The 16,908-nt window shown below is 35.8% G+C and carries 9 protein-coding genes; 4 read left to right on the top strand and 5 right to left on the bottom strand.

Annotated features, from left to right (window positions below; genetic code table 11):
* Positions 1–2: 2 nt before the first annotated feature.
* The 3 genes from odhB to ACE939_RS11750 form a co-directional block, all read right to left on the bottom strand.
* Positions 3–1,292, bottom strand: coding sequence for a 2-oxoglutarate dehydrogenase complex dihydrolipoyllysine-residue succinyltransferase (gene odhB / locus ACE939_RS11740; protein WP_378185780.1), 1,290 nt, complete (start codon positions 1,290–1,292; stop codon positions 3–5).
* An 85-nt stretch (positions 1,293–1,377) separates the two neighbouring features.
* Positions 1,378–4,152 (bottom strand): 2-oxoglutarate dehydrogenase E1 component, encoded by a 2,775-nt coding sequence (locus ACE939_RS11745; RefSeq protein ID WP_378185781.1) that lies wholly within the window; start codon positions 4,150–4,152, stop codon positions 1,378–1,380.
* 292 nt (positions 4,153–4,444) lie between these two features.
* Complete coding sequence (locus tag ACE939_RS11750) at positions 4,445–5,419, bottom strand: polyprenyl synthetase family protein (protein ID WP_378185782.1); 975 nt, start codon at positions 5,417–5,419, stop codon at positions 4,445–4,447.
* Between the two features lie 167 nt (positions 5,420–5,586).
* Between ACE939_RS11750 and ACE939_RS11755 the strand changes: the two genes are divergently transcribed.
* From ACE939_RS11755 to ACE939_RS11770, 4 genes are all read left to right on the top strand, one after another.
* The gene (locus ACE939_RS11755) at positions 5,587–6,192 is read left to right on the top strand and encodes a TetR/AcrR family transcriptional regulator (protein WP_378185783.1); all 606 of its coding nucleotides are present in this window, start codon (positions 5,587–5,589) and stop codon (positions 6,190–6,192) included.
* Between the two features lie 78 nt (positions 6,193–6,270).
* Positions 6,271–7,632: a TolC family protein gene (locus ACE939_RS11760; protein ID WP_378185784.1), complete on the top strand. Its 1,362-nt coding sequence runs from the start codon at positions 6,271–6,273 to the stop codon at positions 7,630–7,632.
* A gap of 8 nt (positions 7,633–7,640) precedes the next feature.
* Entirely contained in the window at positions 7,641–8,807 is a 1,167-nt protein-coding gene (locus tag ACE939_RS11765; RefSeq protein WP_378185785.1) for an efflux RND transporter periplasmic adaptor subunit, read from the top strand.
* A 6-nt stretch (positions 8,808–8,813) separates the two neighbouring features.
* Positions 8,814–12,305 carry an efflux RND transporter permease subunit gene (locus tag ACE939_RS11770; protein WP_378185786.1) on the top strand — a complete coding sequence of 1,164 codons (3,492 nt, stop codon included), beginning with the start codon at positions 8,814–8,816 and terminating at the stop codon, positions 12,303–12,305.
* A gap of 72 nt (positions 12,306–12,377) precedes the next feature.
* On the opposite strand, the gene ACE939_RS11775 is transcribed toward ACE939_RS11770, so the two are convergent.
* Together ACE939_RS11775 and ACE939_RS11780 are read right to left on the bottom strand one after the other, a co-directional pair.
* The gene (locus tag ACE939_RS11775; protein WP_378185787.1) at positions 12,378–13,700 is read right to left on the bottom strand and encodes a RagB/SusD family nutrient uptake outer membrane protein; all 1,323 of its coding nucleotides are present in this window, start codon (positions 13,698–13,700) and stop codon (positions 12,378–12,380) included.
* Positions 13,701–13,712: 12 nt separating this feature from the next.
* Positions 13,713–16,739 carry a SusC/RagA family TonB-linked outer membrane protein gene (locus ACE939_RS11780; protein ID WP_378185789.1) on the bottom strand — a complete coding sequence of 1,009 codons (3,027 nt, stop codon included), beginning with the start codon at positions 16,737–16,739 and terminating at the stop codon, positions 13,713–13,715.
* Positions 16,740–16,908: the final 169 nt, after the last annotated feature.

Raw genomic sequence — 16,908 nt, forward strand, 5'->3', positions numbered from 1 at the left:
TCTTAGAGTTCTAACGCCTTTTTAACATCACTATCCATCAATAATTCTTGAGGATTTTCAAGTGCTTCTTTTACTGCTACAAGAAACCCTACGGATTCTTTACCGTCAATAATTCTGTGATCATACGATAAAGCGACGTACATAATTGGTGCGATTACAATTTGACCATCCCGTACAATAGGTCGCTCAACAATATTATGCATTCCTAAAATTGCACTCTGAGGAGGATTTATAATTGGTGTGGATAACATACTTCCAAAAACACCACCATTAGTAATAGTAAAAGTACCACCAGTCATCTCATCAACTGTGATTTGACCATCCCGTGCTCTAACAGCTAAACGTTTTACCTCGGATTCAACTCCTCTAAAACTTAGGTGCTCTGCATTACGAATAACAGGAACCATAAGACCTTTTGGACCTGATACTGCTATACTAATATCTTGAAAATCGTAAGAAATCATATGATCACCATCAATCATCGAGTTCACCGCAGGAAACATTTTGAGTGCTTTGACGCAGGCCAATGTAAAAAAAGACATAAAGCCAAGCCCCACACCATGTTTTGATTTAAATTCTTCTTTATATTGATTACGCAAATCAAAAATAGGCTGCATATCAACCTCATTGAATGTAGTAAGCATTGCCGTTTCATTCTTGACAGAAACCAAACGCTGTGCTACTTTGCGACGTAACATAGATAATTTTTTCTTACTTTCACTACGTACAGCAGTACCTGGAGTCCCCATAGATGGCTTCGCATTGATAGCATCTGCCTTTGTTATACGTCCGTCACGACCTGTTCCTTGAATTTGTGCGGTATCCAGACCTTTTTCGGCTATAACTTTTTTGGCTGCTGGCGAAGCACTACCTGTAGCATATGTATCTTGTTTTTGGACAGGGGTCGTTGGCTTTGATGGCGTTTGCGTTTTAGCCGCTGCTTTAAAACTATCAGCTTTATTGCTGGATTGATCACGTTGTTTATCAATATCCATTGCTGCATTTCCATTACCTCCTTCATCGCCTTCATTATCAGCATTACCTTCTGGAGCTTGAGCATCTGTATCAATTAAACAAACTACCTGACCTACAGCAACTGCGTCACCCTCTTCAGCCTTGAGCGTAATGATCCCGCTAGCCTCTGCCGGTAATTCTAGCGTTGCCTTATCACTATCTACCTCTGCTATTGGCTGATCCTTGGTGACATAATCACCGTCTTCGACTAGCCATTGTGCTATTTCTACTTCTGTAATGGATTCTCCCGGAGAAGGGACTTTCATTTCTAAAGCCATAATTCTAAATTTATCAGTTGTGTTCTCCTTATTAAAATTGATAAAAAGCGAACCACATAAGTATTAATTCTTGTTATAAATATTGTTACTTTCTTTGATTATTTTTGGTAGCGTCAAAGACAAAATCAATTACTTCTTGATGTCTTCGTTTAAAACGTGTAGCACTACCTGCAGCTGGCGCACCATAAGGACGTCTACTTACAAATCTGAAACTTTTTGCGTTTTCAAAGTTCATCAATATATGACTTAAAGCTCCCATATTACGAGGTTCTTCTTGTGCCCAAACTACCTCATCTGCATTATATTTCTTGATAATGGCTTCCATTTCTTGCGTAGGCAGAGGAAATAGTTGCTCTATACGAACTAAAGCCACATCATTTCTCTCTTCTTTTTCTTTAACCTCTAACAAATCATAATAAAATTTACCTGTACAAAACACCAATGACTTAACTGATTTGGGTTTTGCGTCGGGATCATCAATTATCGTTTGAAAACTTCCATTAACAAACTCATCAATGGTAGAGACTACTTTAGGATGACGCAACAAACTTTTTGGGGTAAATACTATAAGAGGCTTACGATATTTTGCTTTCATTTGTCGACGTAGCATATGAAAGAGGTTTGCTGGTGTTGTTACATCTGCTACATACATATTATCTTTTGCACATAACTGCAAATAACGCTCCATGCGGGCAGAAGAATGCTCTGCTCCTTGACCCTCATAACCATGGGGTAATAACATTACCAAACCATTTTGAAGCTTCCATTTATCCTCTGCAGAAGAGATGTATTGATCCATCATAATCTGCGCTCCATTACTAAAATCTCCAAATTGTGCCTCCCAAATGGTTAATGTATCTGGGTTTGCCATAGCGTATCCATAGTCAAAACCAACCACTCCGTACTCTGAAAGTAAAGAATTGTAAATATAGAATTCGCCTTGTTTTTCATTCAATCTATTAAGTAAAAGAATTTCTTCTTCACTATCCTCAACTTTTAAAACTGCATGACGATGTGAAAAGGTTCCTCGTTCTACATCTTGCCCACTCATTCTAACATCATAGCCTTCTTCTAATAAAGAACCATAAGCTAACAATTCGCCCATAGCCCAATCTAGACTATCCTCTTCAAAATACATTTTTGAACGTTGATCAATTAATCGCTCTATTTTACGTAAAAACTTCTTATCTGATGGCAGTTTTGTGATAACTTTTGCTATCTCATCCAATGATTCTCTAGAGTAAGTTGTATCCACAACTTTCATCATTTCATCTTCTTGTACACGATCAAAACCAGCCCACTCATCTTGCATAAACGGCGTAATAATGGTTTTTTCTTGTTTACGAGAATCTTCTAATTCTTCTTCCAAAGATTGTTTATATTCTCTCTCGAGTTTAGCTACATGATCTTTATCAATAATCCCTTCGGCTATTAACTTTTGCGCATAAATATCCCGCGGATTTTTATGCTTTGCTATCGCTTTATATAATTTTGGCTGTGTAAATCTAGGTTCGTCGCCTTCATTGTGACCATATTTACGATACCCTAGCATATCAATAAACACATCACGCTTAAAAGTCATTCTAAAATCTAATGCAAAATTTATTGCGTGAACAACTGCTTCTGCATCATCTGCATTAACGTGCATTACTGGAGAGAGTGTAACTTTACCTATATCGGTACAATAGGTTGAAGAACGTGCGTCCAAATAATTTGTGGTAAATCCTATTTGATTATTGACAACTATATGAATAGTTCCTCCTGTCTTATAGCCGTCTAATTGTGCCATTTGCACGATTTCGTACACTAAGCCTTGTCCTGCTATAGCTGCATCTCCATGCACAATAATCGGCAATACACAAGAAGTGTTTTCTTTGTAATGACGATCTTGCTTTGCACGCGTTATGCCTTCTACTACAGCTCCTACTGTTTCTAAATGTGATGGATTAGGAGCAATATTCATATTGATCGCTTTGCCCGATTCGGTTTTACGCTTAGCGGTCCAACCTAAATGATATTTAACATCACCATCAAATACAGCTTCTTCATAATCCTTTCCTTCAAACTCACTAAAAATATCTTTAGGACTTTTCCCAAAAATATTAGTCAAAGTACTTAACCGTCCACGATGAGCCATTCCCATAACAAATTCTTGCACCCCCATCTCGGCAGCTTTTTCTACCAAGGCATCTAGCGCAGGAATTAAAGCCTCTCCTCCTTCTAAAGAAAATCGTTTTTGACCAACATATTTTGTATGTAAGAAGCTTTCAAAGGAAACTGCTTGATTCAGTTTTTTAAGAATATATTTTTTTTGATCTGCAGAAAATTTTGTTCTATTCGTATTAAAATTTATTCTACTTTGAATCCATTCTCGTTCTTCGGGATTACGAATATACATATATTCAATTCCTATAGAATCACAGTAAATTTTATCGAGATGCAAAATAATATCTCGCAAAGAACTAGGTCCAATTCCTATAATTTCACCAGCGTTGAATACCACATCCATATCAGCTTGTGTCAAACCAAAATTCTCTACATCCAAGGTAGGAATGTATTTACGGCGCTCACGCACTGGATTAGTCTTTGTAAACAAATGTCCACGCGTACGGTAACCGTCAATCAAACGAACCACCATAAATTCTTTCTGGACATTTTCGGGTACTTCAATTTTTCCTTGAGACCCTTGCTCAACATACTCAGATTGTCCCGCATCTTGAGCGCTCTCCATTCCAAAATCAAAACCTTGAAAAAATGCTCGCCAACTAGGCTCTACACTATCTGGATGTTGTAGATATTTATCGTATAAATCTGCAAAAAATGCGGTATGAGCCGCATTTAAAAATGAATAGTTATCCATAAGTAAGTATTCAGTTGTCTTTTTTGGTGACAAAACGCCACAAAAATACAACAATTACCATTTACCGCATATTAAATCATTTATATTTCTATGTAAATTTTTAAGATTTTAACAGTAGAACCTGTCATTCAACAAAATAGTTGAACCTTACATCCGATTTTACGTTTACACATCACAAAAAGAAATTAACTATTCTATGCATCGTAAAATTGAAGCCTCAAAGTTGTATTGGTATTTAAAGTCTACAAACTAGAACTAATAGTAGAAAAATAAGGTGTTCTGTGCTAATACACTATACACTTCTGTTCATTAAATTTTCTCCAAAAGTTTTAAGAAGATTCTTTTTATCAATACTTATATCCAACTGTTGTAATACCTCAAACGCTTTAGTTGTGTAGTTACCAATTTCTTTGCGTGTACGATCCTTGGCACCCGTTTGTTCATAAAGTGATTTTACTAATGCAACTTTTTCAGACGGATTTTCAGGAGTTAATGAAAATAGACTCAAAAGCTCTTTCTTCTCATTTATATTACCATACTCATAGGCCTTTAAAAAAAGGTACGTCTTTTTATTTTCGATAATATCGCCCCCTACCTGCTTACCAAAAGTTTCTGGATCTCCAAAAGCATCCAAATAATCATCTTGTAATTGGAAAGCCAAGCCTAACAACCTACCAAAATCATAAAGCAAATTTTTATTTCTATGATCTACCCCAGCAACAATAGCTCCCATTTTTAAAGCAGCCCCAACCAACACTGCAGTTTTATACTCAATCATTTTAATATATTGAGCTATCGTTACATCCTCTCGTGTCTCAAAATCAATGTCATATTGCTGTCCTTCGCATACTTGTATTGCAGTGTGACTAAATAGCTCGGCCAGCTCTTTAAAAATCTTACTGTCATAATTTTCGAATAGTTGATAAGCCCTTATAAGCATCGCATCTCCAGAAAGAATTCCTGTATTAAGATCCCATTTTTCATGTACGGTTTCTTCCCCTCTTCGCAAAGGAGCGTCATCCATTATATCATCATGAATCAAAGAAAAATTATGAAACACCTCAACCGCCAGTGCAGCATCCAAAGCCTTATGATACGAGGTGCCAAATATTTCTGAACTCATAAGAACTAACACGGGTCGCAACCTTTTGCCCCCCAAATTTAAAATATATGAAATTGGTTCATATAAGTTTTTGGGCTCTTTTAAAATAGTTTGTTGCTTTAAATATACTGTAAAGAACTGCTGGTATTCTGAAATTGTATGCACTGTAGCTTTTTTTATGCTAAAGTAATCGAAACTTTTTAAATGACCCACCAAACCTCTACATCCATCTCCAAAACTTAACTAAATGTTAAATTATTGTAAAACTTGGGAAACTTTTAATGTTTTTAAAGTTTCCTGAAGTATTTTTGCCCAAAATTACAACCCCAAATATGAAGGAGAAAATTATTGAAAAAGCAAATGAAATGTTTTTGACCCTTGGTTTTAAAAGTGTTACGATGGACGATCTTGCTTCAGAAATGGGTATATCGAAAAAAACGATTTATGCTCATTTTCAAAATAAAACCAAATTAGTGGAAGCTACTACAGAGCATCTATTTTGTTCTATTTGTAATGGTATTGACACTATTTTAGAAGAAAATAATGAACCTATAGAGGAACTCTACGCTATAAAAGCATTTGTGATGAATCATCTTAAAAATGAACAAGCGTCACCACAGTATCAATTAAATAAATATTATCCAAAAATATACAATGCATTAAAGATTAAACAATTTGAAGTCATGCAGGAATGCGTTATCGAAAATTTAAAACGCGGTATGTCAAAAGGGGTTTTTAGAAAAAATATTGATGTTCAGATCATTTCTAGACTTTATTTTATAGGAATGGTTGGTATAAAAGATCAAAGCATGTTTCCAACAACTCAATTTCCGATGCCAAATCTTATGGAAGATTATCTAGAGTATCATATTAGAGGTATTGCTACTAACAAGGGACTTGAAATCTTAAACACGCTAATAAAAAAATATTTTATATAACTAATTACATAACATTTACTATTAAAAATTATTCGCTCTCATACAATTTGACAACTATAAAATAACTAGTATAAATAAATGAAAAATTACCATAGCATTCTGTACCTGCTTCTTTTGATTACTATACCAAGTATCTCTCAAGAAACTCAGCCAAGCTCTGTTACCAATTCTTTTACATTAGAAGAGGCCATAGATTTTGCGTTAGAAAATAATTATACTGCAATCAACGCGCGAAGAGATGTTGCCAAGGCTCTCAAAAAAAAGTGGGAAACCACCGCACAAGGACTTCCGCAAATCAATGGGGCGGTTGATTATCAAAATCAATTAAAACAACCAGTAACATTAATTCCTGGAGAAGTCGCTGGTGGTGAACCAGGAACATTTGTTCCCGTAGTCTTTGGCACAAGACAACAACTATCGGCAACTGCTACCTTATCACAATTAATCTTTGACGGCTCTTATTTGGTAGGACTACAAGCTGCAAAAACCTTCTTAAAATATAGTGATAACCTAGAAGAAAAAACACAATTAGAAGTTCGTAAAAGTATTATCAATGCTTATGGCGCCGTATTACTAGCGAATGAGAGTGTGCGTATTCTTGAAAAAAACAAAACAACCTTAGAAACCAATCTCAATGAAACACAAAAAATATTTGAAAATGGTTTAACCGAAGAAGAAAATGTCGAACAACTACAAATTACTCTCTTACAAATCAGCAATCAATTAAGTAACACCAAACGTTTGGCAGACATTGCCCTTCAAATGTTCAATCTTTCTTTAGGAGTTGATGTAGATAGCAATACAGTGCTCACCGATAATTTAGAACAACTCGCTTTAAATGATATGGATCTGGCAATAGCACAAAAACCTTTTATTGCAGAAAACAGTATCGACTATAAAATTGGGTACAACCTGACCGAACAAAGAGGCCTTGAGTTAAAGTTAGAAAAAAGCCGTGCACTACCTTCAATCAGCGCCTTTGTAAATTATGGCACTGCAGCTTTTGATAATGATTTTGTTTTCTTTGATAGTCAAACACGATGGTTTCAATCATCAATTTTAGGTGTAGGAATAAAAATTCCAATTTTCAGTTCCCTTAAAAGAAGTGCAAAAACACAGCAAGCTCGTATAGCTTTAGAACAGGCAAATACACAGTTTATCGAAACTCAACAAACAATTCAACTTAACTATAACAAAGCTTTAAGTGAATATATGTTTGCTGTAGAAACCTATCAAACTAGTAAGCAAAATCTCGCGCTTGCAGAACGTATTGAAAACAAAAATCAAATTAAATATACCGAGGGATTATCCACCAGTTTTGATTTAAGACAAGCCCAGCTACAACTTTACAGTTCGCAGCAAGAAGTTTTACAATCAATGCTCGATATCATTAATGCCAAAGCAACATTAGAAACCATTTTGAACACACCACAAAAATAAGCCATATCATGAAAATACTATGTACTATATCCGCTTTTACACTTTTACTACTATCTTGTGGAGATAGCAAAAATATATCTGTTGAAAAAACTATCGAAAACGGAAATTTAAGCGAAATGCGTGCAAAAAGAGCAGAAGTTGTTCAATTGCAACAAACTATCAACAATGAACTACAGCAATTGGACGCTGCAATTGCACAAAAAGATACTGTTCAAAAACTTCCTTTGGTTACTACTGTCAAAGCAACCGATACCCTTTTTAAACATTATCTAGAATTACAAGGAAATACAGAAACTAAGAAAAACTTAGTTTTATATCCTGAAACTTCAGGGATTCTAACCCGTGTTTATGTAGAAGATGGACAACGTGTTAAAAAAGGACAGTTACTTGCAAAGATTGACGATGGTGGGTTGAGTCAGCAACTATCTCAAGTAGAAGTACAAACAGAGCTTGCAAAAACTACCTTCGATCGTCAAAAAAGACTTTGGGAACAAAAAATTGGATCCGAGATACAATATCTTCAAGCAAAAACAACTTACGAAGCTCAGCAAAATGCTGTAGCACAGATCAAAAGGCAATTAGCTAAAACTACAATTAATGCTCCATTTTCGGGTATTATTGATGATGTAATCACAGAACAAGGTAGTGTTGTAGCACCAGGTCAAACAGAGATTATTCGTATCGTTAATTTAGAAGATATGTATATCGAAGTTGAAGTACCTGAAAGTTATTTATCCCAGATCACCGAGGAAAAAGAAGTTTTAGTTGATTTTCCAGTATTAGGTAAAACGATTGAGACAAAAGTTCGCCAAGTAGGTAATTATATCAATCCTAATAATCGATCTTTTATGGTCGAAGTGGCTATCCCAAATAAAAACAAGTCAATCAAACCAAATTTGACTGCAAAGGTTAAAATCAATGACTATACCAATGAACAAGCTATTCTAATTCCCCAAAGTATTCTGTCAGAAAATGCTGATGGTGAACAATACATTTATATCACCGGTCAGCAAGACCAAGACGGGGTAGCTACTGCAAAGAGAACAATCGTTAAAACAGGAAGAACTCAAGGAGATTTAATTGAAATAATTGAGGGTATTAATGCAAATGATCATGTTATCAAAGAAGGCGCACGTAGTGTCAAAGATGGTCAAAAGGTGAAAATTTTAAACTAAATTCCAATGGAAAAAATTAAAAAAAACGTAGATAAGGAATTTGGACTGTCATCCTGGGCTATTAATAATAAAACAACCATCTATGTGATGATTGCTATATTTTTGGTTCTTGGACTATCCGCCTATTTCTCGATGCCTAGAGAAAACTTCCCCGAGATTAATGAAACTAAAATTTATATCAGTGTTCCATACCCTGGAAACACAGCAGAAGATATAGAACGACTCATTGTCGACCCCTTAGAAGATCAAATAAAAAATGTAAGTAATGTTGTAGAAATCCTATCAACATCTCAAGAAGATTACGCCATAATAACAGTCGAATTTGACGAAGAATTATCGGTTCCCGAAGCGAAGCAGAAAATAAAAGACGAAGTTGACTCAGAAAAAGCAAATGAAGATTGGCCTACTTTTAACGGAGCTAAAGTTGAACCTAATGTTTTTGATTTAAGTATTTCTGAAGAAACGCCGATCATGAATATTAATATCAAAGGAGATTATCCAGTTGATAAATTAAAGGAGTACGCCGAGTATCTTGAAGATGAAATAGAAGATCTACCCGAAATTAAAAAGGCAGACATTCGCGGAGCTCAAGAGCGAGAGGTCGAAGTTGCCGTTGATATTTACAAAATGATGGGGGCTCAAGTAAGCTTTGACGATGTCATAAATACTATTCGCAATGGAAACATGACCATGTCTGCAGGAAACATGATTAGCAGTGGCCAACGAAGAACCATTAGAATATTGGGCGAAATCACCAATCCATCGCAGCTTAATGATTTTGTTGTTAAATCTCAAAACGGTGCAGTATATTTAAGGGATATTGCCGAAATCAAATTTAGAGACGAAGACAAAACCACCTACGCTAGAGAATTTGGAGAGAGCGTTGTTATGTTGGATGTAAAGAAACGTTCGGGTAAAAACATGGTCGAAGCTGTTGAAAAAATCGATGTGATTTTAAAAGATGCTAAAGAGAATGTGTTTCCGAAGGATTTAGAAATTAGCGTTGCTAACGATCAATCTGCCAAGACTATAAATCAGGTAAATGATCTGGTTAATAATATCATCTTTGGTATTATTCTGGTGGTCGGTGTTCTCATGTTCTTTCTAGGTTTCAGAAATGCGCTTTTCGTTGGATTTGCGATCCCGATGTCAATGTTTATGTCGTTTATGATCTTATCGGCATTAGGCTACACAATGAATACCATGATTCTCTTTGCCTTGATTATGGGACTAGGGATGTTGGTAGATAATGGTATTGTGGTAGTAGAAAACGTATATCGTTTGATGGAAGAAGAAGGTTTATCTAGGATAGAAGCTGCCAAAAAAGGTATTGGTGAGATCGCTTTTCCTATTATCATATCGACAGCAACTACGGTAGCAGCTTTTGTGCCACTAGGTATGTGGCCCGGTGTTATGGGACAATTTATGATCTATTTCCCAATCACACTCTCTGTTGTATTAGGATCGTCCCTTTTTGTAGCCATCTTTATCAATTCGATGCTGGTATCACAATTTATGGAAGTTGGGGAAAAAGTATTAAAGAGAAAACAGTTGATCCGCTTAAGTATCATATTAGGAGGTATTGGAACATTGATTTTACTCTTTGGTGGTGAGGTAAGAGGTCTAGGTAGCTTAATGATTGTCACCGCAATTATGTTTTGGGTATACAAATACTTTCTTAAGAAAGCTGCAAATTATTTTCAGCGGAAAACGTTGGTTTGGTTAGAAAATCAATATCAAGGATTTCTAAAATTCGCTCTACGCGGAAAACGTTCCTATGTCTTTGTGGGAGGTACATTCGCACTACTAATAATCGTTTTCATGCTATTTGGAGCTTCTATTGGAAGTCAACGAACCAAAATTGAATTTTTCCCCGATAATAAACCCAATCAAATTGTAGTTTATATTGAATATCCGCAAGGAACAGATATAGAGAAAACCAATACAATTACAAAAGAAATAGAACAACGCGTATATGGAATTCTAAATGATAAAGAATACATCAACAGTGAAGGCTTCAATTTCTTAGTTGAATCAGCCGTATCACAAGTTGGCGAGGGAGCAGGTAACCCTCAAACCGATGGTGGTAGCAACGCAGAGATGCCGCATAAAGCAAAAATCACTGCTACCATGCGAGAGTACAAATACCGAAATGGTAAAGATTCTGAAGTATTGCGTCAAAAAGTGCAAAAAGCGCTTACTGGAATCTATCCTGGAGTAGCTATTTCTGTAGAAAAGGATCCTGTTGGACCACCTGCAGGATACCCGATCAATATAGAAATTGAAGGGCCAGACTATGATGAGTTGATCACTATTGCCGAGCGTATGCGTAATTTTATTAACGAAAAAAATATACCTGGTATCGAAGAACTTAAGATCGATGTAAACAAGGGTAAGCCAGCCATGCAAGTGGTGGTTGACAGAGAAAAAGCTGGTGAACTTGGCGTTTCTGCTGGACAAGTTGGTAATCAATTGCGTAGATCAATATTTGGTGAAAAAGCTGGTGTTTATAAAAAAGATGGTGAAGATTATGATATTTATGTTCGTTTTAACGAAGAAAATAGATATAATACCAGTTCACTTTTTAATCAAAACATCACCTTTAGAGATCCTGCAAGTGGTAGATTAAAAGAAATTCCCGTCTCTGCAGTAGCCTCGCAACGTAACACCTCATCGTTTAGCGCTATAAAACACAATGACACAAAACGGGTAGTAACGGTATATTCAGGGTTACAACCAGGTTTCACTGATGCAGGTGCCATCGTTTCACAGATTCAGAATGAAATGGCATCCTTTTCAGAATTACCGAGAGGGGTTAAAATAGATTTTACTGGACAGATTGAAGAGCAAAACAAACAAATGTCATTCTTAATGGGAGCCTTTTTCTCAGGTTTAGGATTGATTATGTTGATATTGATCTTCCAATTTAGCTCTATCTCCAAACCAACAATCATCATGATAGCAATCTTCTTGAGTTTTATCGGAGTATTTGGTGGTATCTTAATCACAGGAACGTCATTTGTAATTATGATGACCATGATGGGGATTATCTCCTTGGCTGGAATTGTGGTAAATAATGGGGTTGTACTTCTTGATTATACACAGTTACTTATAGACCGTAAAAAAGTTGCCTTAGATATTGAGGATAATCAATTGTTATCGAATGAAATTGTAATGGATATTATTGTTCGTGGTGGTAAAGCAAGATTACGTCCTGTGTTACTAACCGCTATCACTACTGTTTTAGGTTTGATCCCGTTAGCTATTGGATTCAACGTAGACTTCTTTTCACTCTTCAGTGAGTTTGATCCTAAAATATACATAGGTGGAGATAATGTTATTTTTTGGGGACCATTAGCATGGACGGTTATTTACGGTTTGATCATAGCGACTTTCTTAACGCTGATCATTGTGCCAGCACTGTTCTTTATCGTACACCGAATCAAAGTGCGTTTTAGCAAAAGAGAAGTGATTAGTGAAGTAGCTACCACAATGTAGTATTTCCTTAACTCACAGTAAACAAAAACGCCGCATTACGCGGCGTTTTTTTTGGTTTACATGAATGTCCTATTATTGATTTTCATTCAACGGAGTTGGAAACTGTTCGAAAATATTATGATCTGATTTATCAAGAGGTAATTCATCTAATCTATCAAACCTTCTTAAATCGATCCATCTATGTCCTCCTTCGGCGTATAAAGAATAACGTCTCTGTCTTAAAATTTCAGTGACTAATTCTGATGGTGAAGTACCACCCACATAAGGATCCAAACCAGCTGCATCTCTAATAATATCAATTGCAACTACCGCTTCTGGTGGATTAATAATATGGTTTGCCTCTGCATATAATAAAATTAGCTCTTCGTTTCTGATTATCGCTACAGGCGCTACGTTACTGTCGTATACAAAGACATCGTACCCTCCTGTAAGATTAGCCTGACTAAGTGGATTAGGAACCACAACACCAGATGAGTTTTCAGCCTCTCTAAAAACTATCTTATTTAATCTTTCATCATCTGCCTCAGCATCAGCAATAAAAGAAGGATGGGCGATTCGCGCATTTGCACCTGTAGAATTTTTTGCAAAAAACAGAGGATTAGCTATGTCGGCTCCATTAAGTGAGAAAGTAAAATAAACCCCCAAATTGAGGTCTGCTGTAAAATCCATAAAAGAATTTTGCAATAGAGAAAGCACGGATGCATAATTGCCGCGATATGCTTGAACTCGAGCAGCTAAAGCATTGTTAAACTCAATGAGACTAACCTGAAATCCTGACGGAAGCGCGAAAGGTTGAGCATCCCCTGCATTAGTAATATCTGTAGCCGCACTGGTTAACAACGCGAAAATCTCAGTTAAAGCTTCATCATACCCTAAAAAAGGACCAAGGTTTTTGGGATCTTCTACATCTACTCGAATTCCATTTTGATATTGTTGATTTAAGACCATTAATAATTCATGTGCCTTTATAGTATTTCCAAAACCACGGATATAAGCTATTTCTTCATTAGTAAATGATTCTGTTGTATTCTCTAATCCTTCCAATAACAAATTAACATCTTTTATAGTTGCATATCTTGCTGCATATGGATTCGTTGTATAAAAGGTATTAGCATCCAATATACCAGTGAGTAAATCTGCAGTCCATCTTGGGTCTGAACTTTGAAATCTCCAATATTCTCTACCTGCAACCGCCTGAGCATCAACTTGCGTACCCAACCGCACCCGCATATCAGACAATATACCATACACAGCATCTCGTAATTCTCCTCGTGATAAATCACTGGAGATGGACTCCGTACTCGGTCCATTTAAATCTCTCCCATCTTCGATCTCACATGATAGTAAAATCATTGAAGAAAGAATTCCTATTAAATATATATTTAAATTTCTCATTATTTTTCTTTTTTAAAATTCAACAGCTAAGTGAAATAAATATCGCTTTGAAGAAGGGAATGGTGTAACTTCAACCCCTGTAGATAAACCATTTGATCCAAAATTCGATACTTCGGGATCGTAGCTATTATAATCAAATATGTTGATCAAATTATTTCCTGAGAATCCAATTTTCAAATTCGATACATATTTTCCAAAAATTTGATCGCGATATTTACTAGGTAATGTGTAATATAAGCCCACCTCTCTTAATCTTAAGTAAGAAGCATCTTCTACAAATGGTGTCGCGTTTCCTGATCCAAAAGCTCCAATTCTATAAGGCCCATTAGGAGTAGCTCCTGCTGGATCCAAATCTACATCATCATAATCTGGACTAGTTCCTCCAAAATCGGTTAATAGATTAGTTAAATTAATATTATCTCCTCCTTGTTTCCAGTGCCATAGAAATGATAATGAAAAATCCTTATAGTTAAGGTTATTACTCCAAGTTACCTGAAAATCCGGTGCTGAATCCCCAAGAACTACCAAGTCACCATTTTCATTATTTCCAACAATCTGAGTCGCACTTTTTCCCTCTTCAATTCTAAATGTTCCTAAGCCAGCTCCGAAGCCACCCAAATTAAAGGGATCGACTTCTAATTTTGTGATCTCAGATTCATTGGTAAAAAATATCAGATTGGTATCCCAACTAAATTTTTCTTTCTGTACTACATTAGCGTTCAATGCAACTTCTATTCCTCTGTTCACCAGATTACCAGCATTAGAAAATTCTGTTGTAAATCCTGATGATGGCTCAATGTTTGCTTGCAGAATTAAATCATCTACGGATTTATTATAATATGAGAATTCCAAGCCTACTCTATTGTTAACAAAACTAGCATCGAATCCAACTTCAAATTCCTTTTGTCTTTCGGGAGATATATCAGAATTTCCCAGAGTGACTGGTACAACTATACCAGCAATACCGTTGATTAATGAATTAGTATATGTTGTAAATAACGCTCCATTAGGTGCAAAGTTTCCCGCCTCACCGTATGCAGCTCTTATTTTAAATTTATTAACCGCCTTTAAACTCCAAAAATCAAAACCATGTAAATTTATAGCTGCCGATGCTTTTGGATAATAAAATAACTCATTAGCATCTCCATTATTACTTGACTTATCTCCTCTTATTCCTAAAGTGGCAATAATCTTATCTTGATAATTTAATTCTTCCTGAACAAAAAATCCTTGATCTTCTTGTTCTTGTCGAAATTGTGTTACGCTGATATTTGCAGCTTGATCCAAATTTCTTTCGAATGCAATTAGATCTGAAGCAATGTTGCTGATACTATTACGAGAAAATGTCTGTTTAGTTATCCCTCCTTGGGTAGTGAAGTTTAAATTATTACTAGTCGTATAATTATGTACCAAAAATGCTGAATAATTTGCATCTTTATTTTCTGTATCTCCGATAGCGCTAAGACCATTCAGCCCTCCATTCGACAGTTTTTGAAATTGTAAAATTTTTGGAAAAAAAGCTGTAGTTACTAGATCATAATAATCAACTCCTCCCCCTAAAACTAATTTCAAATTTGAATTTTCCGAATCATAAAGCTTAAGATCAAGTGTTCCCCCTACTATAAATCGGTTTACATCTTCTCTATTAGTAATCAAATCCCTTGTTTGTAACGGATTTGACGCCCCGTAAGGGTTATCTGGATATACACCAAGTTCGTCTGGAAACAACTGAGCCCATGGTGGAGTAGACGTTAAAGCTACTCCGATAGTTGTTCCAGTATTGTCATTATTAAAAAATCCACGATTAGACCTAGAGTCAATATAATTACTAGACAAACTTAGTTTAGCTTTATCCTCAAGAAAACTATGATTGATATTTAATCGTATCGATTTTCTGTTATATCCCGTATTTTTAACAATTCCTTCTTCATCATTGTTTGAAAACGCTGCATAATATTGTGTGTTATCAGAACCTCCTGATATATTAACACTAGTATTTGTTATAAATCCTTTTTCACCATAAATCTCTTCCTCAAAATCAACTAACCTACCATTGTTTCTCGCTTCATTAAAAAGCGTTACTTGAGTATTTGCAGCATCCCTAGATCGTTGTTCTAGGATAGGATCCGCATTAGGAGAAAAGAATAAATTAAAGACACGTTCATCTGTAAAGTCTCTCTGACCTCTTCGATTCAAGATAGTATTAAATCCAGCATCTTGAGAAAAAGCTATTTTAGTTTTACCTTTTTTACCTTTTTTAGTTTTAATAATAATTACACCAGCTGCTGCTCTCGCGCCATATATTGCTGCTGCTGATGCTCCTTTCAAAATCTCCACACTCTCAATATCGTCTGGATTAATGTCTGCAATTCTATTAGAAGGGTTATCCTGATTACGTTCGCTTCCTCCAGTATTAGCTCCAGACACTGTATTGAGTCCTGCTCCCGAAATACTATTATTATTAACGTAAACTCCATCCACAATATAAAGTGGTTGAGAATTACCATTAATTGAAGTTACACCTCTAAGTTTCACAGAGATTCCTCCCCCAGGCGCGCCAGAACTTTTTGTTATCAAAGCCCCAGCAAATTTACCCGCTAATGCCCCATCTAATGTTTGAGGAGGGGTTAACCCAGCCAAATCTTCTGCAGACACGGAAGCTACAGCATTTGCCGAGTTACTTCGCTTAATAGAAGATGCTAATCCAGTAACAACTACTTCATCTAAAGATTCAGAAGACTCCTCTACTTGAATAGTAATCGGTCCTGTTGTATTTACCGAAACAAGCTCCTCGGTAAAACCTAAAGCAAAAACCTTGAGCTTCACAGGTAGCTTATCAACCCTTAATGTAAAATTTCCGTCCATATCTGTGGCGGTACCATTTTTGGTGCCATCCTCAATTACGTTAATAAAAGCAGCCCCCACGCCACTCTCTTGGACAATAACCCTACCTGTTATAGTCTCTTGAGCTATGAGTACTACCGGTAGCATCAATAAAATTAGCAACATCCATTTGCTATGATGTGATTGTTTTTTCATAATGATTTGTTTAGAATAAAGGCTAAAACTATTAAAATATTTTCATAAAAAAATATAAATCAATATGTATTTATCATGTTTACAGTAAATTTTATAGTAAATGCATTAAAATATCTACTGTTTGCAATCATATCCCTAATCACGACTATTCGTTATTTAATCATTTTAC

Source organism: Aquimarina rhodophyticola (assembly GCF_042434915.1).
Classification (GTDB): Bacteria; Bacteroidota; Bacteroidia; order Flavobacteriales; family Flavobacteriaceae; genus Aquimarina.